Origin of the sequence: Paraburkholderia sp. BR10954 (assembly GCF_040965775.1) — a bacterium.
Lineage (GTDB): Bacteria > Pseudomonadota > Gammaproteobacteria > Burkholderiales > Burkholderiaceae > Paraburkholderia > Paraburkholderia youngii.
The window spans coordinates 1-872 of the sequence record NZ_JBFRCK010000189.1 but is presented as its reverse complement, the minus strand read 5'-3'; the positions used below and the strand labels follow the sequence as shown (position 1 = coordinate 872).

1 protein-coding gene is annotated in these 872 nt (G+C 60.0%); it reads right to left on the bottom strand.

The window, feature by feature from the left end:
• Positions 1 to 206 precede the first annotated feature (206 nt).
• Complete coding sequence (locus tag AB4Y34_RS41780; RefSeq protein WP_176384783.1) at positions 207 to 668, bottom strand: hypothetical protein; 462 nt, start codon at positions 666 to 668, stop codon at positions 207 to 209.
• Positions 669 to 872 lie beyond the last annotated feature (204 nt).

Genomic DNA, 872 nt, shown 5'->3' with positions numbered 1-872 from the left:
CCGTGTGAAAGTAGGTAATCGTCAGGCTCCCTCAAAAGCCAGAAACCCCACCCGCAGCGGTGGGGTTTTTGCGTTTACGCGGTCAATTCCGCGCGCTTCACTACTTTCCGATCCGCAGCGCATCCGCGTAACCCGGCGACTTCCGACACATTCGTCCAAAATCCGTGTCCTTCTGGCTCAGGCACTCAGCACTTCCTCCAAAACCGCTATGCCCGCTTACGCGCCGGCGCTCGATCGGATCTCCCTGCGATAAAGCGGTCTAGTCTCTCACTGGCCTCCATAATCGCCCAAAGCGGAGCGCGATGCAGTTGCCGATCGTACCTCGTAGCGATCGATGCAAAGAGCTCGAATCCCGCTTCGTCCAGCTTCCATTCGTCGCGTTCCCGACCTGCGTCGAACACCATCGCCGAGGCGCGATCCGCGGCCTGGAGTTCTTCGTGGCTCATCGAGCCGAAGCCGGCATCGGCGAGATAGCTGGTCAACAGCATGATCTGCGTGAGTGTCTGTGCATCGCTCTTCGTGCCGACGCCGCGGCGCAATGCGTCGAGCGACAGATGAACTCGTAACGCGAGCTCGTCGGCGATCTGGCGCGCGATGGGCAACAGCATGGCTTTGGCATGCCGCGCGCGGGCGGCGCCAGAGTTGCGGAAAGGAATCGGTTGTGCCATGGAGATCCAAGGGGTTTGCCTGAGCACATGCAATAACGGCGCGCTTCGCAAAAGGTTGAGCCTTCATTGCGTTTTACCTGCGGATTTCGGCGAACGTGACCGCCGATTTCGGGAACGTGACCGATTCGGCGGGGTTGGGGCGTTGCGCGGTGTCGATTGTAGTTTTCCTTGTCAGTTCTGGTCGAGTTCGGGCTCCAGGACGTT